This is a genomic window from Butyrivibrio hungatei NK4A153 (assembly GCF_000424465.1).
GTDB classification, from domain to species: Bacteria; Bacillota; Clostridia; order Lachnospirales; family Lachnospiraceae; genus Butyrivibrio; species Butyrivibrio hungatei_A.
Genome location: NZ_AUJY01000008.1, coordinates 71,656 through 92,558, shown reverse-complemented (window position 1 = coordinate 92,558; position 20,903 = coordinate 71,656). Strand labels below are relative to the sequence as shown.

Annotated in this window: 12 protein-coding genes; 3 read left to right on the top strand and 9 right to left on the bottom strand. The window is 41.6% G+C overall.

Features of this window, described 5'->3' with window-relative positions:
• Nucleotides 1-2 precede the first annotated feature (2 nt).
• The 7 genes from gltB to G628_RS0105975 form a co-directional block, all read right to left on the bottom strand.
• Nucleotides 3-4,553, bottom strand: a complete 4,551-nt coding sequence (gltB, locus tag G628_RS0106005) for a glutamate synthase large subunit (protein WP_034500676.1) — start codon at nt 4,551-4,553, stop codon at nt 3-5.
• 22 nt (nt 4,554-4,575) lie between these two features.
• Complete coding sequence (locus G628_RS0106000; protein WP_034500675.1) at nt 4,576-6,684, bottom strand: glutamine synthetase III; 2,109 nt, start codon at nt 6,682-6,684, stop codon at nt 4,576-4,578.
• Nucleotides 6,685-6,708: 24 nt separating this feature from the next.
• Nucleotides 6,709-8,292 (bottom strand): asparagine synthase B, encoded by a 1,584-nt coding sequence (gene asnB, locus G628_RS0105995; RefSeq protein WP_027208706.1) that lies wholly within the window; start codon nt 8,290-8,292, stop codon nt 6,709-6,711.
• A 298-nt stretch (nt 8,293-8,590) separates the two neighbouring features.
• Complete coding sequence (locus tag G628_RS0105990) at nt 8,591-10,360, bottom strand: ammonium transporter (RefSeq protein WP_026668222.1); 1,770 nt, start codon at nt 10,358-10,360, stop codon at nt 8,591-8,593.
• A 443-nt stretch (nt 10,361-10,803) separates the two neighbouring features.
• The gene (locus G628_RS0105985) at nt 10,804-11,679 is read right to left on the bottom strand and encodes an Abi family protein (RefSeq protein ID WP_027208705.1); all 876 of its coding nucleotides are present in this window, start codon (nt 11,677-11,679) and stop codon (nt 10,804-10,806) included.
• A gap of 145 nt (nt 11,680-11,824) precedes the next feature.
• Nucleotides 11,825-13,246 carry a hypothetical protein gene (locus tag G628_RS0105980; protein WP_155833774.1) on the bottom strand — a complete coding sequence of 474 codons (1,422 nt, stop codon included), beginning with the start codon at nt 13,244-13,246 and terminating at the stop codon, nt 11,825-11,827.
• Nucleotides 13,247-13,610: 364 nt separating this feature from the next.
• Nucleotides 13,611-14,663, bottom strand: coding sequence for a leucine-rich repeat domain-containing protein (locus G628_RS0105975; RefSeq protein WP_026654194.1), 1,053 nt, complete (start codon nt 14,661-14,663; stop codon nt 13,611-13,613).
• 869 nt (nt 14,664-15,532) lie between these two features.
• Between G628_RS0105975 and G628_RS0105965 the strand changes: the two genes are divergently transcribed.
• The 3 genes from G628_RS0105965 to G628_RS0105955 are packed head-to-tail and all read left to right on the top strand — an operon-like array spanning nt 15,533 to nt 18,921.
• Entirely contained in the window at nt 15,533-16,681 is a 1,149-nt protein-coding gene (locus tag G628_RS0105965; protein WP_027208703.1) for a GGDEF domain-containing protein, read from the top strand.
• 32 nt (nt 16,682-16,713) lie between these two features.
• A complete protein-coding gene (locus G628_RS18045) occupies nt 16,714-17,646 on the top strand; it encodes an HD-GYP domain-containing protein (RefSeq protein WP_051199053.1) in 933 nt (310 codons plus the stop codon).
• Between the two features lie 12 nt (nt 17,647-17,658).
• Nucleotides 17,659-18,921 (top strand): substrate-binding domain-containing protein, encoded by a 1,263-nt coding sequence (locus G628_RS0105955; protein ID WP_026654191.1) that lies wholly within the window; start codon nt 17,659-17,661, stop codon nt 18,919-18,921.
• A gap of 64 nt (nt 18,922-18,985) precedes the next feature.
• On the opposite strand, the gene G628_RS0105950 is transcribed toward G628_RS0105955, so the two are convergent.
• Nucleotides 18,986-19,816, bottom strand: a complete 831-nt coding sequence (locus G628_RS0105950) for a patatin family protein (RefSeq protein ID WP_027208702.1) — start codon at nt 19,814-19,816, stop codon at nt 18,986-18,988.
• Nucleotides 19,813-20,655, bottom strand: coding sequence for a DUF3737 family protein (locus G628_RS16575; RefSeq protein ID WP_034461891.1), 843 nt, complete (start codon nt 20,653-20,655; stop codon nt 19,813-19,815). Before G628_RS16575 ends, G628_RS0105950 begins: the two co-directional genes overlap by 4 nt.
• Between the last annotated feature and the right edge of the window lie 248 nt (nt 20,656-20,903).

Here is a 20,903-nt window from a genome sequence, read left to right as displayed (position 1 = left end):
GTTCATGCCAATTCCTTAAATGCCTCCAACACTGCGTGGTCGTGGTCTATTCCCTGTTCCTCAAACTTGCTTATAGCCGTAAGCATCTTCTGATAGTCGTTGGGAACTATCTTCTTAAAGTCGGGAATATAGCTGTCAAAGTTCTTAAGGATTTCTTTTCCGTATTCAGAGCCGGTCTCTTTTACATAATCTTCAAGAATCGACTTAAGCTCTGCAATATCGTACTTTTCGGTCACTTCATAAAGAGATGCCATATCTTTGTTCATTCTAAGATAAAGAGTATGCTCCTTATCAAGTACATAAGCGATTCCGCCGCTCATACCGGCAGCAAAGTTCTTACCTGTCATTCCAAGGATAACCGCTTTTCCGCCTGTCATATATTCAAGACCGTGATCTCCACATCCTTCGGAAACAGCGATTGCGCCTGAATTTCTTACGCAGAATCTCTCTCCCGCAACACCGCATACGTAAGCTTTTCCGGCAGTAGCACCGTAAAGAGCGACATTACCGATGATTATATTCTCATGTGCCTTGTACGTAGCTTTCTCTGAAGGTCTTACGATGACCTTACCGCCTGAAAGTCCCTTGCCGAATCCGTCATTGGCATCACCGTAAAGTTTAAGCGTAACGCCCTTTGGAAGGAATGCGCCGAATGACTGTCCTCCACCGCCGTATGCTTCGACAAATACGGAATCCTCGGGAAGAGTATTCTTAAAGTCACTTGTAACTCTGCTTCCAAGCAGTGTTCCAAAGCTTCTGTCGGTACTTGAGATATCGACTTTCATCTTTACTCTCTCAGATTCGGATGCTCTTCTTTCCTCATCTTCATTTGCCTTTACAGCATAAGCCTTAAGTGCATTCTTTCCTTTTTCATACTCAGGAATAAGAACCTTTGAATCCAAAGTATTAACAAGTCCGAAATCATATACATCCTTAGGATCGAAGTGATTCTTTTCAATTCCGGCATACTTGCTGTCAAGAATTCTGCTAAGATCTGCAGCGTCCTTGCATCTGGCCCCACGAACACTTCTCATCTTAAGGCAATCTGTTCTTCCTACCATATCGGTAAGCTTTCTGAATCCGAGTTCACTCATGATCTCACGAAGCTGTCTTGCGACAAAGAGCATGAAATTCATGACATACTCAGGCTTACCTGTAAATCTCTTTCTGAGCTCTTCGTTCTGAGTTGCGATTCCGACAGGGCATGTGTCTTTTGAACATACACGCATCATCATGCAGCCCATACATACAAGGGGAGCTGTTGCAAAACCAAACTCCTCTGCGCCGAGAAGTGCTGCGATGGCAACATCTCTACCTGTCATGAGCTTACCGTCTGCCTCAAGAACTACTCTGCTTCTAAGTCCGTTATCTACAAGTGACTGGTGTGCTTCACTTACTCCCAGCTCCCACGGAAGTCCCGCATGGTGAACCGAAGATGAAGGTGCGGCACCTGTTCCTCCGTCATATCCGGATACAAGGATTACCTGTGCTCCTGCTTTTGCAACACCTGAAGCTATTGTTCCAACGCCTGCTTCAGAAACAAGCTTAACAGAGATTCTTGCTCTGTCGTTTGCATTCTTAAGGTCATAAATAAGCTGCGCAAGATCTTCTATTGAATAGATGTCATGGTGCGGCGGAGGTGAAATGAGTGCAACACCGGGTGTTGAGAAACGTGTGCTTGCAACCCAAGGGTATACCTTCTTTCCGGGAAGGTGTCCGCCCTCTCCGGGCTTTGCTCCCTGCGCCATCTTGATCTGAATTTCCTGTGCGCTCTGAAGATATCTGCTTGTAACGCCGAATCTTCCCGATGCAACCTGCTTAACGGCACTGTTTCTCTCAGTTCCAAAACGTGCAACGTCTTCACCGCCCTCACCGGTATTAGACTTTCCGCCGAGTCTGTTCATAGCTATGGCAAGTGTCTCGTGTGCCTCTTTTGAAAGAGAACCGTATGACATAGCACCTGTCTGGAAGCGCTTAACAATCTCTTCTTCGCTCTCAACCTCTTCGATCGGAACAGGCTTTTTAGCAGGTACGAAGGACAAAAGAGCCCTCAATGTATGAGGTCTGTCCTCGTCATCAACCATCTGTGTGTATTCCTTGAATCTATCGTAGTCGCCCTCTCTTACCGCTCTCTGCAAAGTAACGATAGTCTTAGGGTTATACATGTGGTCTTCCTTGTCATCACCGCTTCTGAGCGCATGGAAGCCGATAGAATCAAGTGTTGAATCGGTTGAAAGTCCGAGAGGATCGAATGCCTTATCGTGACGAAGCTCAATATCCTCACCAATCTCCTCTATGCCGATTCCGCCAACTCTGCTGGTTGTTCCTGTAAAGTATTTATCAACAAGCTCTTTTGACAGACCAATAGCCTCGAAAATTCTCGCAGACTGATAGGACTGCAAAGTAGAGATACCCATCTTTGCAGCGATCTTTACTACGCCGCCCAGAAGTGCCTTGTTGTAGTCCGCAATAGCGGTATGATAATCTTTGTCCAAAATTCCTATATCTATGAGCTCGGCAATGCACTCCTGAGCAAGATAAGGATGAATCGCTCTTGCACCAAAACCAAGAAGTGTAGCGATCTGGTGAACATCTCTTGGCTCGCCGCTCTCAAGGATGAGTGATACGGCTGTGCGTCTCTTTGTCCTTACAAGATGCTGCTCAACAGATGAAACCGCAAGCAATGAAGGAATCGGCATGTGGTTCTCGTCAACTCCTCTGTCTGAAAGGATAATGATGTTAACTCCGTCTGCAACGGCTCTGTCTACAGATATGTTAAGCTGCTCCAAAGCTCTCTCGACGGGAGTATTCTTGTAATACAAAAGTGAGATTTTTCTCACCGAAAAGCCCTGCTGATTGAGAGCTTCTATCTTCATCAGGTCAACGCCTGTAAGTATCGGATTATTAACTTCCAAAACTCTGCAGTTGTCGCTCTTTTCTTTTAACAGATTTCCGTCGGAACCGATATAAACGGTTGTATCTGTAACGACTTTCTCACGAAGAGAGTCGATCGGCGGGTTTGTAACCTGCGCAAAGAGCTGCTTGAAATAGCAAAAAAGCGGCTGGTGATGAGTTGAAAGCATAGCAAGAGGTACATCTGTACCCATGGAAACTGTAGGTTCTATGCCGTTCATCGCCATTGGAAGAATCTGCTGTTTAACATCTTCATATGAATATCCGAACACCTTGTAGAGCTTATCCCTCATCTCCTGTGTATGTGTAGGAATCTTCTTGTTGGGAATGCTGAGCTTATTAAGGTGTAAAAGATATCTGTCAAGCCACTCACCGTAAGGCTTAGCCTGTGAGTACTTGTTCTTACACTCTTCATCAGAGATTATGCGTCCCTCTTTTGTATCAACAAGGAGCATATGTCCCGGTGAAAGACGTGATTTCTTTACGATATTCTCTTCAGGAATATCAAGGACACCGACTTCCGATGAAAGGATAAGTCTTCCGTCCTTTGTAACATAATATCTGGACGGTCTGAGACCGTTTCTGTCAAGTGTTGCGCCAAATACTTCGCCGTCTGTGAAAAGAACTGCCGCAGGGCCGTCCCATGGCTCCATCATTGTCGCATAGTAGTGATAGAAATCTTTTCTGTCCTTATCCATGAAGTCGTTGTGCTTCCAAGGCTCGGGAATTGCGAGCATCATTGCAAGCGGAAGATCCATTCCATTCATGTAAAGGAACTCAAGTGTATTGTCGAGCATTGCGGAATCAGAACCCGAAGATGAGATAACGGGATAAACCTTTGAAAGATCGTCACCGAAAACGTCCGAAGACATAGTCTCTTCTCTGGCAAGCATTCTGTCGCTGTTTCCGCGAATAGTATTGATCTCTCCGTTGTGGGCGATCATCCTGTACGGATGAGCTCGCTGCCACGAAGGAGTTGTGTTAGTTGAAAAGCGGCTGTGCACAAGCGCAATCGCTGTTCTGTAATCAGGAGAAAGGAGGTCCTCGTAGAACTTACGAAGCTGTCCTACAAGGAACATTCCCTTATAAACAATGGTTCTGGATGAAAATGAACAGATGTAAGTATCTTCAGAAGATTTCTCATACTCTCTTCTAAGGCAGTAAAGACGTCTGTCAAATTCAATTCCTCTTGCCGCATCCGAAGGTCTCTCAATAAAGCACTGAGAAATATGAGGCATACAGTTTCTTGCAACCTCTCCCAGAATTTCGGGATGAGTCTCAACATCTCTCCAACCGAGTACCTTAAGGTTTTCTTTTTCTGCAATGACTTCAAGCATGCGCTTTGCAAACATACGCTTCATAGGGTCCTGAGGAAAAAAGAACATCCCTATTCCGTAATCGCCTGCTTCTTTAAGAGAAATACCGATTTTTCTTGCTTCAAGAGAAAAGAATCTGTGAGAAATCTGTACAAGTATTCCTACACCGTCACCGACTTTTCCTGTTGCATCTTTTCCTGCTCTGTGCTCAAGTTTTTCTACTACCTTGAGCGCATCGTCAAGAACTTTGTTGTCTGCACTTCCGTCTATATTGATGACTGCACCTATACCGCAGGCATCATGTTCATTCATCCAAGTTTCCATTTTTATCCTTCCTTTTTCCTTTTTATCTTAATGAGAAAAGCATCTGTCCGTATGTCGGATATCCGAGATAGCTGTCAGGAACAAGTGCTTCTGCAGCATCTGCATACTTTCTCACTTCATCCATGTCTGCAAGAATTGTCTTCTGGTAGTAAGAAGCCTGTTCGAGAACTTCAGTCTTACCCTCAGCAACTGTTGTATCAGCTGCAAGTTTCTTAAGAGCTTCGCTCATCTTACCCTGAGCTTCGTCAATTGCTCTGAGTGTCTCTATCTCGAATGTTGCACTCTTTTCTCCAAGAAGGCTCTTCTTTCCTGCTGCCTCTTCAAGAAGATCGCTCTGATATGCGATAAGTCCTTCCATGAGGTCTTTCTTAGCCATTTCCTGCAATGTCAAAGACTCGATGTGGATTGACTTTGAGTAGTTCTCAAGGAGAATCTCATATCTTGAATCAATCTCTTCCTTAGTGAAGATGCCGTGCTTTGTGAAGAGGTCAACTGACTCTTTTTCCTTGAAGTAAGGAAGTGCATCGGGAAGTGACTTAAGGTTGGGAAGTCCTCTCTTTGCAGCCTCTTCTACCCACTCGTCTGTATATCCGTTTCCGTTAAAGAGAACTCTCTTGTGCTCTTTAAGTGTCTCTTTAAGAACTTCTGCTAACTTATCGCTGAGCTCTTCCTTTGAAACACCTTCAAGCTTTGCATAGATCTTTGTGATTTCTTCTGCAACAGCTGTGTTAAGAACGATGTTTGCGTTTGCTACAGAAACTGCAGAACCGGGCATACGGAACTCGAACTTGTTACCTGTAAATGCGAAAGGTGATGTTCTGTTTCTGTCTGTGTTGTCCTTTGTGAAGTGAGGAAGAACTTCTGCTCCCATACCCATCTGTACTTTGCCCTTGCTGTGGTATGCGTTTCCTTCTTCAACACCCTTAAGTACTTCGCTAAGCTCGTCACCAACGAAAATTGAAATGATTGCCGGAGGCGCCTCGTTTCCGCCAAGTCTGTGATCGTTTCCTGCAGATGCAACGGAAAGTCTAAGAAGTGGTGCATACTCATCAACAGCTGCGATAACTGCCATAAGGAATACAAGGAAAGGAGTGTTCTCACCGGGGTTCTTACCGGGATCTAAGAGGTTCATTCCCGTATCTGTGCAAACAGACCAGTTGTTGTGCTTACCTGAACCGTTGATTCCCTCGAATGGCTTCTCATGTAAGAGGCATGCGAAGTTGTGCTTGTCAGCAACTTTCTTCATAACTTCCATTGTGAGCTGGTTGTGATCTACAGCGATGTTTGCTGTCTCAAATACAGGTGCAAGCTCGTGCTGTGAAGGAGCAACCTCGTTGTGCTTTGTTTTTGCGGGAATTCCGAGTTTCCAGAGTTCCTCGTCAAGATCGTGCATATATGCTGAAACCTTAGGCTTAATTACACCGAAGTAGTGATCTTCCATCTCCTGACCTTTTGTTGCAGGCGCACCAAGAAGTGTTCTACCTGTGAAAAGAAGGTCTTTTCTGAGTTTGTAATCTTCTTTATCGATAAGGAAATATTCCTGCTCTGAACCGATTGTTGTGCTTACTCTGTTAACATCCTCATATCCAAGGAGCTTGAGCATCTTAACAGCTTCTCTTGAAAGAGCCTCCATTGATCTTAAGAGAGGTGTCTTTTTATCAAGAGCTTCTCCGCCGTATGAGCAGAATGCTGTAGGAATGTAAAGAGATCCGTCTTTAATAAATGCCGGTGATGAAGGATCCCAAGCTGTATATCCTCTTGCTTCGAATGTTGCACGAAGTCCTCCTGAAGGGAAACTTGAAGCATCAGGCTCACCCTTTACGAGCTCTTTTCCTGAGAACTCCATGATAACCTTGCCGTCTTCTGTAGGTGAAATGAAGCTGTCATGCTTCTCGGCTGTAAGACCTGTCATAGGCTGGAACCAGTGTGTAAAGTGTGTTGCACCGTTCTCTACTGCCCACTCTTTCATTACTGCAGCAACGCAATTTGCTACATCAAGCTCAAGATGTGTTCCTTTCTCAATTGTCTTGTGAACTGCCTTGTATATGTCCTTAGGAAGCCTGTCTTTCATAACCTTGTCATTAAAAACAAGACATCCAAATTCTTCTGTTAATTTCTCTGCATCGATCATTTTAATTTCCTCCGTTTTTAATATTTATTTTCCTGATGCTCCGTAGTTTGAAAGAACTCTTGCGGAAGGATCGTCAACATTGCATCCTTCCCAGCTCTTATTGGGCATCCAAAAATCTACTACCATATCTGACTGACCGGGATAGTACTTCTCAAACAGTTCTCTGTACAGGAGAGACTCCCTTGTAAATGGAGTTGCATGAGTGTACTTCTTTTTCATTGTTTCAAGATCTGCAAAAGAGTATTTCCCTTCAGCATATTCAATAAGGTCGTCCCTGAGCGAATGTCCTACGGCATCTGAGAAAGCTGCCTTTTCTCTCATAAGGATCGATCTTGGAATAACTTCATCTTTTTCAAAAGCCTTTCTTAATAAGAACTTTCCGATTCCGTATGTGTTGAGCTTCTTTTCGGGATCTATGCTCATTACATAACTTGCAAAATCAAGATCTCCGAAAGGAACTCTTGCTTCGAGTGAGTTTACGCTGATACATCTGTCTGCCCTGAGGACATCGTACATGTGAAGCTCTCTCACTCTCTTTTTTGCCTCTTCCTGGAAGGCTTCGGCGCTCGGAGCAAAGTCCGTATATTTATAACCAAAGAGCTCATCTGAGATTTCACCTGTAAGAACTACTTTGATATCGGTGTTTTCATGTATCCATTTGCACAAAAGATACATTCCTATGGAAGCTCTTATCGTTGTGATATCGAAAGTTCCAAGTGCCTCAACAACAGGCTCAAGTGCGCCTATCACATCATCTTTGGTGATTATGACTTCGTGGTGATTGCTGTGAATGTACTCCGCAACTTCCCTTGCATATTTAAGGTCGATTGCATCGATATCCATTCCAATCGCAAATGTCTCAATCGGCTTGTCCGAAAGTCTTGCGGCAACACCGCAAACAAGTGATGAATCAAGCCCTCCGGAAAGAAGGAATCCTACGGGCGCATCAGCGTCGAGTCTTTTTTCTATTCCGTTTACGAGCTTGTCGTGTATCTTTGTTGTTATGACTTCAAGGCTGTCTGTCGAAATTTCTTTTACGTCAGTCATATCCTTATAACATACAAATTCCCCGTCCTCGTAGTAATGTCCGGGCGGGAAAGGCATAACTTTCCGACATGTACCTATGATATTCTTTGGTTCCGATGAAAAAAGGATGTGTCCTTCATCGTCGTATCCGTAATAAAGAGGTCTGATACCGATCGGATCTCTTGCGGCTATGAACTTTCTCTTTGCCGCGTCATAGATCACACATGCAAATTCGGCATCCAAAAGTCCGAACATTTTGGTTCCGAGCCTCTCATAAAGAGGAAGCAGTATCTCGCAATCACTTTCGCTCTTAAAGCTGTAGCCCAGGGAAATGAGATATTTTTTGATATGCTCAAATCCATATATCTCTCCGTTACATATAACTGCGTTTCCATTTAATGAAAAGGGTTGCATCCCCGCTTCATTCAGTCCCATGATGGAGAGTCTGTTAAATCCCATCCATCCTTCGCTGACTTTCAGAGTTCTCGACATGTCGGGGCCTCTGGAATGAGTCTTATATAACATTTCTTCAAAAAATTCCTGAGCAGCATCTGCTCTAGCGTATGTAAGAATTGCGCACATACTTTATCCTTCCTCCCGGTGTTTCATTTATTCAAACGGTCTGTGTAATAGCCTGGGCGGCAATATATACAATATTTTGCTCCGATTGTGCCAAACACTACGATGAGCCTGTCAGTCTCATCGTAGTGGCACAAAATCGCAAACTATTGTATATATTGCCTTAATGGCTATTGCGCAAACGCCTTTGTTGCATGAATTTATTTACCTTTATACCTTTAAATAAGGAACTTACCTCTCGCTTCGCTCGACGTAAGACGTTCGAACTAAGCTCGGTAAAACCTCGCTAAGTTCTCACAGCCTACTCAACGTCAGCCAACGCCGCTGCTCCTTCTTCGCCGGTACGAATCTTTACGACGTTTTCAAGGCTGTAAACGAAGATCTTTCCATCTCCGATGTGGCCGGTATAAAGAGTCTTTTTAGCAGCTTCAATTACATCTTCAACAGGAATCTTGCTGATAACCACTTCCAACTTGATCTTAGGAAGGAGGGTTGCGTCCATCTCAACTCCGCGATACATATCGCCTGAGCCTTTCTGGATGCCGCAACCCATGACTTGAGTAACAGTCATCCCGGTTACGCCGAGTTCGTTCATCGCACGTCTCAGTTTGTCATAGCGGGACAACTTAGCGATAATAACAACTTTATGAATTCCTGATTCTGTATGTACAGGTGCTGTAACAACAGGCACCGAAGCTTTCTTCTGTATTTCTGAAGCCTCTTCGTAAGAACTTACTCCGAGGTCTGTATTTTCGTTAACTGACATATTCAAGGTGTTTGAAACATCCATGATGGCAAATCCTGAATATGCTGATGCAAGTCCATGCTCTGTGGAGTCAAGTCCGAGGATTTCTTCTTCCTCTGTAACTCTGAGTCCCATAATCTTCTTAATAGCAAGGAAAGTAATTGTAATAGTTACTGCTGTCCAAGCTGCTGTGCAGATCATACCGATGAACTGTAATCCAAGGAGCTTGAATCCGCCGCCGTAGAAAAGACCTACAAGCTCATTTCCTGCTGAGTCGGCGATTGAATAACCGGGTGCTGTATTTGTTGCAAAAAGACCTACAGCAAGTGTTCCCCAGATACCGTTTAAGCAATGTACTGCAACTGCTCCGACGGGATCGTCTACGTGAAGCTTATAATCAAGGAACCAAACACCGAAGCAAACAAGAAGTCCGGCAACGATTCCGATGATGATCGAACCAAAAGCATCTGTTACATCACAAGGAGCTGTGATAGCTACAAGACCTGCAAGTGATGCGTTGAGACACATTGAAACATCAGGCTTACCATATTTAACCCATGTAAAGATCATGCATGTTACTGTTGCAAGTGCAGGTGCTATTGTTGTTGTTACAAATACAGATCCGAGCTGATCGATTGAAGTACAAGCTGCTCCGTTGAATCCGTACCATCCAAGCCAAAGGATGAATACACCAAGTGATGCAGCTACAAGGTTGTGACCGGGGAAAGCATTTACTTTTGTAACTTTTCCGTTCTTGTCTTTTTCAAACTTACCGATTCGGGGTCCAAGGATTGCTGCACCGATAAGTGCTGAAATACCACCTACCATGTGAATGCAGTTGGAACCTGCGAAATCGTGGAAGCCCATCTGCGAAAGGAAGCCGCCGCCCCATGTCCAGTGTGCTTCAATAGGATAGATAACTGCTGAAATGACTGCCGAGTACACACAATATGATAAGAACTTAGTTCTCTCAGCCATCGATCCTGAAACGATTGTTGCTGTAGTAGCACAGAAAACAAGGTTAAATACAAAGTTGGACCAATCAAAGTTTGCATAGTTTGTAAAAATGTCAAATCCGGGTTTTCCGATGATTCCGACCATATCCTCACCGAGAAAAAGTCCAAATCCGATTAAGATGAAAACTACGGTTCCTATACAAAAGTCCATAAGGTTCTTCATTATGATGTTTCCGGTATTCTTGGCTCTTGTAAAACCGGCCTCGCACATTGCAAATCCGGCCTGCATCCAGAATACTAATGCTGCTCCAATGAGGAACCAGACACCGAAGACACTACTGTCTATTGCACTTAAGATTTCTTCACTCATACAATTTCTCCTCTCCCTTTTTGTTCAATATCTATTTCGTTTTTGAACAAAAAACAACAGGACATCAGCCATCTACTAATACCGTAGAAGGTTGATGCCCCATTGCATCAGAATTGATATTATTTTTTATTTATAAATCGCTTCTGTGAAAAACCGCCTCATTCCTCGATTTTTCAACGATTCCACAAATATTCTTTAATCCACGAATACTTGTATACAACCGAGATTATAATACTCCGGAAATATTATACCGATTGCATCAGGGCATAAACACACAGTTACAGCCCGAAAAACAGAAAAAGCGCCTTAGAGTTATTCTCTAAGACGCCCTTGTCTTTATGTTTTATGATTCTACTCTCACATATATGAGTTGTCAAGCATAAAATTTTATTTTGAAGTCTGTGTTTACAAAAATACGATTCGTCTTCAATACACTACCCATTTTACAGCTCCAATAATTCTTTCCAGTCATCATTAAATCCCATTGTTTTCACATCTACTTTTTCATATTTATCTATCAATTCAGCAATTTCATTTACATATAGATTCCAATGAGAATCATTTTTCAAAATCTGCTTCATACAAAGAAGAACACCAAACATTCTATTATTTCCTATACCTGCTTGTGAATATTCCTTATATAAAATTGGAGTTTTTGATAATTTAGCATTGTACAGTCGTCCATAATGTGCACATATATTACGGACATAAGAAATGCTCTCTAACCAACTTTCCAAATATGTGTATCCAATCCCAAAGCTCTTAGCTACAGCTTTCTTATCTGCATTTTTCATATTCTTATAGAACTTTGACAAAGTTCCAAAACTGAACACCTCTACCAGAGCATAAATAGGTAATTCGGCACCTTCATAATTTTCCTCAAAGTTTCTTACAAAAGGAGCTTTTGAATTCCTTCCAACTTCTTCCTTTATATCTTCCAAAAAAACATCATGACGTTTCTTATTTATAAAATTTGAAGACTCTTTATACCCCAGAACACCATATGTTTCCGCAAAATAATTTGCTATTCTACATCTAACATTAACTTCAATCTTTTCTATTTCTGCAAAGGTAAGTTGCCTGAAATTGGCATTGAATAAATACAATTCTACGATTTGTTCAAATGTTACTCCGGAAGAATACTTTCCGTTTTTAGGTTTAAAGCCTAAACTATAGGCTTTGATCAGTCTAAAATAAGATATGTCATTCAGTATCTTTTTAGCATATTCTTCATCTTTTATTGTGAGTCCTAGTACTTTTAAGTTCTCAACTTGTTCATCAATCGTCATTGGCGGCTGATGTTGCTTCAATTCCCCCATAAATTTCTCCTAAGAATTAAAAGACCCAACGTGGTCCGCATCGTTGAGAGGCGTGTTGGGTTCTGTTGTTACTAGTATATTTTATTTCCCATAAAAACACAATATTTTTTATAAGAAAATAATAAATCTTTTAATGTAATTATTTTCAGATACCGTAATACGCCGAATGTTCATGTTTATCATAGATAAGAACATACATAAGATATTCCTGATATTCAGCAACAAACAATTTATCAATTTTATCCATATGACAAACCGCCCCTAATGCTCTCTTTTGCTTTTCTGTCAAAGGATGCGCAGTTCTATAGAAAGCATATGGTCGCCCAATCTCATCTTCTACTGCATTATAATATTCACTTGCCGTTTTTCTGATGTCCTCTAAGTCATCATTTTCAGAATATGAAAGAATACTTGTTAATGCATCACAAACATCGTTTCCAAGAGGTAATAAAAAAATCTCTTCCATCTTATCCAATAGAATAAGTGGATCGTCTTCCCATTCTTCCTCCGGATCATCCGATGAATAGCATCTGCTTACAGCCTCTTTCAATCCCGCAACAGGATCCGATAAATTCTTTTTTGCCAAAAAACTGTCACAACGCTTCTCTCTTGGAATAAGGAAAGAAATCTCTACATTTACTTTACTTTCAATACTTAATTCAGCTTTAAGCTCGTCACTAATAACTTCCGCTCCGTATTCCGCCCTATTTCTTGCCACCTTACTCATGGTGTCATGATACATATCAGATAGCTTTTTATCCATTAATTCCACATTCGCGTCGCCCAGTGCAAAGTTGTTCATGTACAATTCAAGTATCTTCTCGGTAGATTTATTCCAGCCATCATACATATAAGCAGCTATCAAAAGAGCTCCATACAAAACTGCTAAAATCTGATAATCTCCCGGCTCTACCTGATAGGCCTCATATAGATCCGAAATCATATAAGCGCATATTGTTGTATAGATAAAAACAATCCACCAAACAATCTTTGCCAATACCCCAATAAAAGCAAAACGTTTCGATGCTTCTACTCTTGTGTTTGTTACTTTAAGGTTATACCAAGAGGCAAGTTTCCCATCCCCTGACATTTTCAGACTATACTGATTTTCACATCCTAAAGGTTTGGTTTCTACATGTAATAACTTAAATGGGCCATTTAATCCCCCTTCCGAGTTATCCACGTAAACATCGCTGTTTCTTATAATATTATTATTTACCGTTTCACTATCATAGTGCATAAAATACATTTTTATTACCAACCTTACTATTTTGTACTCAAACGACACATCATATTCAGCTATGCGTTTTAATGTCGTAAATGCATCATAATAATTGGCATAAGGTATACTTCTAAACCATGTATGTGGTTTATCACCCGGAGGATTCCACTCTTGCCATTCTACAAGATACTTCCCGTCGATAAATCCAATCCCATAGTTTTGTGCCTCATTGAAAAGCTCTTTTTCTTTCGTTATTATATGTAGCTCCCAGTAATTTTTTGCAGACAGTCTTCTTCGGGCCAAACCAAGACTTGGGCGCCTTGTGTGAGGAAACCAGGCATTCATGTGCGTATTGCAAATCCTGTTCGGTAATATCATGATGACAATAGATCAATTTCAAAATATTAGCCTGATTAAACCGGTCATTCTTCTCCTCTGCAGAGTCACATATACTTTGCAATTTTCGCTTGGAAATTTGTGATTCGTGATTACATAAAGAATTTCTTGCGTCTGATCTGCAGTAGTCATGTAGTTGCTCCGCTTTTTTTGATATTTTTAAAGCTGTGGTGCACTGAAATCTAAAATATAAAATTACTAAATCACTGAAAAAACAAGCTATAACTGCCTTCTATTATATCATATAAAAAGCTTTCCTCTACATATCAATGTAGTAAGAAAGCTTTTTGGTTTTCGCATAAAATTGTTACTCCTAAGATTCCTCTATAGTATATTCAATTCCATGATTCTTCGCGAACTGAACTGCGGCGCTATCTTCAGGTCCTACAATAATGCAATCCTCAATAAGAAAGTTTATATACTCATCATTTTCATTTGCATTAGGTTGAAAGAAAAGCTCATCGGTGTTGTCTTTATAATCTTCAAAAAAAGCCTCAGTATTTGCAAAATAAAGCTTTACCTTTCCATTCTTTTTTATCATATCCTTATTGAATTCAAGCAAAAAACGCTTTGTTGTAAAACCTTTTGGAAAATGAATACCGGATACGTCATAATAATCCAGATATCCAAAACATCTATAACTTATAAATCTGATACCTTCCGGTATATATATATCCTTTTCATTTCCTGTGTAACCCAGCAGAAAATTTGAAAAATATGTAAATCCATTCTCCCGCTTCACCGTAAATTCCAGTCCTGAATGAAAGAAAGAACCAATATCCGCACGCATATTATCCGCACCAACTATCTCTAAAAGCCTTAAGCAACTAGCGAAAGCATACCACTCTAAAGTAATCGGAGCGTTATTTACATTAACCGTTTTAAGATTGGAACAACTTTCAAATGCCCAAGGAAAAACCTGGGTTTTTGAATTGGGGAAGAACTCTAATTCAGTTAATTTTTCGCAGCCTCCGAATGCTCTGTATCTTATTTCATCCAAACAACCGTTAAACTTTATTTTTTCAAGATTGGAACACTGATCAAAGGCATGGTTATCTATAATTCGCATAGTTGATGGAAATTCAACTTCTCTGATATTGAGGTTTCTGCTAAATGCATTATAGAAAATCTCTGTAACAGGTTTTTCTGCTATCTTCTTTGGTATCTTTACTATCTCAGAAGTACCGGTGTACTCTTTTAGCACTGCATGATCTTTTTCAATCTTAAACAGATAATCACCGTTCAAATACATCTTTCCTACAAGTGAAAGACAAAATAACTTATATCCTAATATGGCTATCAGAACTACAATGATAGAGAATATGATTTTTTTCCTGTTTAATATCGTATTCTTAATCTTTTCCATCAGTTCTTTTCACTTTCGCGTTCCATTAAAATAATCAGTATCCGGTAATTCTTTAATACTATTCTGCTCCTCATTTCTAATATATTCAACGACTACGGTGCATTTATCTACACTCACTTAATGAGAATGGTCCACTACCCCCGTCCCCAAGGGACCACATATAAAAAGCTTTCCTCTACAAACTAATGTAGTAAGAAAGCTTTCCCATTCGCCGGCATCTCGGCGGTATATTAAATAGTAGGAACCTCACATAGTAAAATAACACATGTAATAATATCACATAACCGCCTTGAAAAAGGGCACTGAATGTGTTTTTTATGTGATGTATGGTCCTATTAATAAAAAACACTCTCTGGGGTCATGCTTTTTCGGGCGCAAACCGCTTACAGAGCCCGTGATTTTGCATGATACATGGTCCTATCGCCAAATACTTCTCTCTAGGGTCATGCTCTCGGCTCCAAAATTCTCTCATAATCCCTGTGAAATCATGAAACGCATGGTCCTATCGCCCCAATACATTCTCTAGGACCATACCCTCAGCCACAAAACTCTCTCATACCCACTTCAAATTCATGAAACGCATGGTCCTACAGCCCCAATACACTCTCTAAGACCATACAACGTGTTCAAATTCTCCTTCTCCGCAACATCTTAACCACAAAATCTTAAGCTTAAATATTTTGATAGCAACATCTTGGCCGTAAAACATCCATTCCTCCCAAAAGCAATTCCTCTCCTACAGCTAAAGCTATAACCGATATGCTCCACCTCCCCCTCACACTTTTCCCTGTTTCGCATTTTCTGTAAATAGCGTATAATTATACTGTAAATAGTTAATTTGATGGCAATACCGGCTATGAGGTCTGACTATGTATTGGCAAAAGATAAACTACTACGGATTCGAAAAGCATCGCTATGATGATTGTAAAAAACTCATACATGACACAAATTACACGCACCTGTTAATTATTAACAGTTGGCTTCTTTTGATGACCCTCACCTTTATGATCCTGTGTCTTTTGAACGAGTTTGGGCTGACAAGAAGAAATTTCAACATGTATTACTCGTTTATGATCCTGTCTCTGGTTTTTGAGGTCGTTTTTATTGTGCTCAAAAAATTCTGTGCTAGGTACTCAACTTTCTTTGTTCATGCAAGCTCAATTATCCTGATTGTTTTCGGAATATTCTCATCGGTCTCGCAGCCCTATCTTGCCGCAACTATGTATCTTGTCATAGTTGTCCTTCTTTCCGTTACATATATCGATACCATGATAAGATTTACTGTACTTCTTATCTTCTATTGCAGTGTCTTTTTATACACTTCGTTCAAGTTCAAACCACATTCCCTCGCAGAACTTGATATGTACAATATAATTGTTTTCCTTGCTCTTTCGCTTATTCTGCATTACTTCTTCCAGCACAATAAAATGACACAGTTCTATACTCTTCAAAAAAATATTCAGATTCAGCGCGACCTCGAGATACGCTCAAGTTTTGATACTTTGACGGATCTTCTTAACAGAGCTCGTTTTTTTGCGATAGCCGATCAGATCATAAAAGATCCGATAAGGCGCGATGAATTCCTCGCCATATGTCTTCTGGATCTTGATAAGTTCAAAGAGATAAACGACAAACTCGGACATCAGATGGGTGACAAGGCAATCCAGACGACATCACACACCATAGTAGAAGCCTTAAATATTGATATGTTTGAGAAATGGTCTTTTACAGAAAGAGCCGTGCGCGACAAATTCAGCATCGCAGGAAGACTCGGCGGCGATGAGTATATAATGCTCATACGCGGTCAGAAAAACATGGAAAATGTAATATCTCTTTTGCAATATATTCTTACAAATCTAAATGCAGTGCAGATTGGCGAACTAAGCGGCATTAACGCTTCTTTGGGTGTTACCGCCGTCACGGGCGATGACAAAGACATGGATGCAATCTATAAGCGTGCCGACGAAGCTCTCTACCAATCCAAAAAACAGGGAAGAAACCGCATCACGGTAGGCTGAAGTTTTTCCTCTTTTCCATAAGGAGTGCAGATATGATCATTGTTGTAAAAGCCCTTATTTTATGTGGAATCATAATAGCGGTCTACACCACTCTGGAGTGTATCTCTTTTTTCACCATTCACAGAGATGTCATTACTACATTTGACGGGAAGAAAAAAGTGATCCTCTATGCTTCCTATTGTCTCTACATAGCCACATGCTTCTTCTTTGTAGCTGCAATGTTCATTAGCCGCGACAATATCCTAAGCGGGATTGTAGTGGTCATTCTGTCCCTGATAATGTTTCTTTTCACCAATTGGATATTCATAGTCATAACAAATGTGAAGTCCAAGACAAAGGAGATCGCAGAGAGCCTGATCGGAATGATCGAAGCGCGCGACACCAACCTCGACGGCCACTCCATCCACGTTATGGAGATTGCCATGCTCATATATGACTACCTTCCGTACAAATATAAAAAGACAATTCAATGTGAGAATCTGCGCTATGCGGCTCTTTTCCTCGATGTCGGAAAACTCGGAATCCCGAGCAAGATCCTGAACAAACCGGGAAAACTTGAAAGCGGCGAATGGGATCTTATAAAAAAGCACACAAACATCGGTGTGCAGGTACTTAAGCAAATTCACTCTTTTGACAATATATCCGACTGGATCTTGTACCATCACGAGCGAATTGACGGAAACGGCTACTACGGACTTAAAGGCAACGAAATTCCTCTCGCATCGAGGATAATAGCAGTTGCCGACACGTATTCCGCGATAGTCATGGTAAGGTCCTACAAGCCCTCGAGATCCTACGACGACGCTATCGGTTCTTTGAAGATTGCTGCAGGTTCGCAGCTTGATAAGGAAATCGTCAAGATATTCTGCTCGATCCCGCGCGAAAAAGTCGAGGGTTGCACCAGAAGTGTAAAAGATAAGATGGCTCTTTTCCTCGCAAACGATTTCAGGGAAGACAATCTGTAAGGAGATGATCGTATGAATTTTGGAAAAAAAATTATTATCCCGCTTCTCTTAGCCGGAATGGTAACTTCTTCCGCTTGCGCCGAAACGGCAAGCAATTCGATGACCGGTGCGAATATCTCAAATAAGGACAAGCCTGTTGTCTGGTTTAACAGACAGCCTTCAAACAGCGAGACCGGCGAAATTGATTACGACGCCATAACTTTTAACAATAATACATACTACGTCGGTGTTGATATGGAGCAGGGTGCAACGCTGCAAGGCGAGATGATCATCAAATACATAATGGGCCGCGATGCTTCGCTTGACAGAAACGGTGACGGAATCATCGGCTATGTCCTTGCCATAGGCGATACGGGGCACAATATATCCGCCGCAAGAACGCGCGGAGCAAGAAAAGCTTGCGGAACTGCCGTAAAAAAAGATGATGTGATAATTCCCGATGCCGTCGGACTAAACCTCGATGGAAGTTCTAAGATCGTAACAGACGGAAGCATCACAATAGCGGGAAAAGACTATATCATAAGAGAGCTTGCGTCAAAAGAGATGGCATCTCCTAATGGCGCAACCTGGAATGCGGAAGCTGCGGGCGTTGCCATTGATGAATGGGTAAGCCTGTTTGGCGACAGCATAGATGTTATTATTTCCAACAACGACGGAATGGGACTTAAGATGTTTGATAAATGGGCTCACAGTAACGGTGTTCCCGTATTTGGATATGATGCAAACGGAGACTGCGTAGCTGCCATAAAGGACGGCTTTTGCGGAAGTATCAGCCAAAGAGCCGAAATTCAGGCATACCTTACGCTGCGCATTCTAAGAAATTGTCTTGACGGAGTTGATGTAAACACCGGAATCGGTGTGATAGACGATGCCGGAAACGTTCTTCGCGATGCTGACTATTACTATGCCGACAGGGAGCGCGCCTTCCTGGCACTAAACCTTGCCGTTACAAGTGAAAACTATATATCGCACCTCGATCCGAGAGCGCCGTATGAAGAAGTAACGCACCAGCTTAATGAAGATGAGCATCCAAGAAAAAAGGTGTGGCTAAACATCTACAGTACCGAAGATGATTTCCTTAGCCAGACGTACCAGCCGCTGCTGCAGCTGTACGCCTACTCCCTCAATCTTGATCTTACCATCGTGATTGGCAACGGATATGACGAATCAAGCATTACTTCGCAGCTGGGCGATCCGTCAGAATATGACGCGTTTGCGATCAATATGATAAAGACAGATAATGCACATATTTACATGGATCTGCTCTCCAAGTAAGCAAAAGCGCATTACGGTAATGAGCTTTTGCCTGATTTAATAGCAATCATGGCAAACACTCATCTTACTGCTTTGACAAATATTCAAGTGCTTTGGCTCTGCCCAGGTCATAGACACGCTGGAGCTGTGCAGGGTCTTTTTCGACAGGACTGATATTTAAGGGCGCGTCGGGACGGATGACTTTAATCTCGCCGGCGAGCTCTTTTTCTCTGATATACTTCTTCTCCTCGTTATACATGATGTAGCGCTCTTCCATCGCCTTAATCATGTTGGGATATTTGCGGAGCATAAAGCGGACAAGCGGCATATATGATTGCGGCTTCTTGATGTAGTCGACAGGCTGGGTTTCAATGACGAGGTTGTTATCGTAGCCTTGCTCTTCCATAAACTTAAGCGGGATGGAATCTGATATTCCGCCGTCTAAGTATTTGCCACCGGCTATGTCTACAGGTCTTGATACAAGCGGCATTGAAGCGGATGCCTGTATCCAGATTATGTCGTCTTTTTCCCCGGTAAGGCACTTATGATATACGGGCTTGCCGGTTGTTATGTCCGTTGCAACGCAGTAGAACTCCATCGGTGAATTCTTAAATGTCTCAATGTCCCATTTATCAAGCTTGTAAGGAAGTTCGTCGTAGCAAAATTTTACGTTGTAGATGTCGCCTGTTGTCAAAAGAGATGAGATGCTGTGATATCTTTTGTCCGCGCAGTATTTCTTATTATATCTGAGCGCTCTTCCGTGCTGCTTTGACTTGATATTACAGCCAAACGTAGCTCCCGCGGAAACTCCCACGGCTCCGTCAAATTCAATCCCCTCTTCCAGAAAAACATCAAGCACGCCGCAAGTGAACATGCCTCTCATTGCTCCGCCTTCCAAAACAAGCCCTTTTTTCATCTTATGATAACCTCTCCGCTGCATTCTATTACAGGTGCCTCCGTGATGATCTCACCGACGGCATCTGCTGTTATTTTGCCCGATCTCGGGTTCTTGACTGAATCTATGCTACCTATTATACTCGCTTCTACATCCGAATATTCAAAAGAAAGATCGCAGCCTTCCATCGTACAATCGATAAGCTTAAGGTCCTTGCAGTAGCAAAGCGGCTGCGTTCCTATTATCTTGCAGTTAATAAGTGTAAGCCCTTCCGAATACCATGCAAGGTACTCACCCTTAACGATGCTGTCTCTTACCGTAACGTTCTTAGTGTGCCAAAAAGCATCCTTGGTATCAAAGTTGCAATTTGATATTTCCATGTTTTCAACATATTGAAAAGAGTATTTGCCCTTCATCTCGACATTATCAAGTTTCAGGTTCTTACTGTCAAGGAACAGATACATTGATTCAACTTTCGTATCTTTAAGCGTGATGTTGTCACACTTCCATCCAAACTCCTCAGACACAATATCGCTGTTCTCGATGATTATATCCTTGCACTCTCTAAGAGCCTTAATACCGCCAAGCTTGGAATCCTTTATCTTTCCGTTTTTATCGTACCAGAGAGCTGCCCTCGTAAATTCATTCATAGAAGACTTATCAATCTCAAAGTTCGTCACGTGCCAAAGTGGATACCTTAGGGAAAAACTGCACTCTTCCACCTTTATATCCCTTGCCTCTTTAAGCGCAGACTCGCCGTCTGCAGGTCCTTCGAATCTACAATTCCTAACCTCTGCATCAGTGAGATTATAAAGAGCTCTCTCCTCATCAAACTGCTTGTTCTCTACAATATTCTTCATATAAACCTCATAATCAACCAAAAAATAAAACAACTTCGAATCATATTATATTGTACACAATTTAAAATTAAATGCAAGCAGGTGCAAAAACACTCTAATTTGTGTAAGCGTCGTTTTCCTTATGTGAAAAAGAAAGATAATTTCATAAAATTTTTATATTTTAACGGGTTAAAGTGGCTAAATATCACTATTATTTCTATGATAAATAGTATATAATGTATTCATTGAATGAAATCTTGTATCAAAAC

Bases quoted from the DNA above. Each gene is read 5' to 3' on its own strand.
- gltB (WP_034500676.1), bottom strand. From the start codon at position 4,553: ATGGAAACTTGGATGAATGAACATGATGCCTGCGGTATAGGTGCAGTC.
- G628_RS0106000 (WP_034500675.1), bottom strand. From the start codon at position 6,684: ATGATCGATGCAGAGAAATTAACAGAAGAATTTGGATGTCTTGTTTTT.
- asnB (WP_027208706.1), bottom strand. From the start codon at position 8,292: ATGTGCGCAATTCTTACATACGCTAGAGCAGATGCTGCTCAGGAATTT.
- G628_RS0105990 (WP_026668222.1), bottom strand. From the start codon at position 10,360: ATGAGTGAAGAAATCTTAAGTGCAATAGACAGTAGTGTCTTCGGTGTC.
- G628_RS0105985 (WP_027208705.1), bottom strand. From the start codon at position 11,679: ATGGGGGAATTGAAGCAACATCAGCCGCCAATGACGATTGATGAACAA.
- G628_RS0105980 (WP_155833774.1), bottom strand. From the start codon at position 13,246: ATGAATGCCTGGTTTCCTCACACAAGGCGCCCAAGTCTTGGTTTGGCC.
- G628_RS0105975 (WP_026654194.1), bottom strand. From the start codon at position 14,663: ATGGAAAAGATTAAGAATACGATATTAAACAGGAAAAAAATCATATTC.
- G628_RS0105965 (WP_027208703.1), top strand. From the start codon at position 15,533: ATGTATTGGCAAAAGATAAACTACTACGGATTCGAAAAGCATCGCTAT.
- G628_RS18045 (WP_051199053.1), top strand. From the start codon at position 16,714: ATGATCATTGTTGTAAAAGCCCTTATTTTATGTGGAATCATAATAGCG.
- G628_RS0105955 (WP_026654191.1), top strand. From the start codon at position 17,659: ATGAATTTTGGAAAAAAAATTATTATCCCGCTTCTCTTAGCCGGAATG.
- G628_RS0105950 (WP_027208702.1), bottom strand. From the start codon at position 19,816: ATGAAAAAAGGGCTTGTTTTGGAAGGCGGAGCAATGAGAGGCATGTTC.
- G628_RS16575 (WP_034461891.1), bottom strand. From the start codon at position 20,655: ATGAAGAATATTGTAGAGAACAAGCAGTTTGATGAGGAGAGAGCTCTT.